The organism is Mesorhizobium sp. WSM4845 (assembly GCF_055811455.1).
Map to the genome: position 1 here is coordinate 1 of NZ_JBVVQA010000131.1, position 241 is coordinate 241.

At 95.0% G+C, this 241-nt stretch carries 1 protein-coding gene; it reads left to right on the forward strand.

What is annotated here, in order from left to right; translation table 11 throughout:
• Positions 1-241, forward strand: a 241-nt coding sequence (locus AC0L2C_RS34310; protein WP_473525546.1) for a hypothetical protein, incomplete at both ends; no start/stop codon positions are given.

Here is a 241-nt window from a genome sequence, read left to right on the forward strand (position 1 = left end):
GTTGCGGGGGGGGCGGGGCGGTGTGGGGGGGCCGCACCCGGGGCCGCCCCGCGGGGGCCGCCCCCCCCCCCCCCCCCCGTGGGGGGGGGGGGGGGGGGGGGGGGGGCCCCCCCCGGGGGGGGGGGGGGTGGGGGGGGGGGGGGGCGGGGGGGGGGGGGGGTGAGGGGGGGGGGGGGGGGGGGGGGGGGGCGTGGGGGGGGGGGGGGGCGCCCCACGGGGGCCGCGCCCCCCCCGCCCCCAC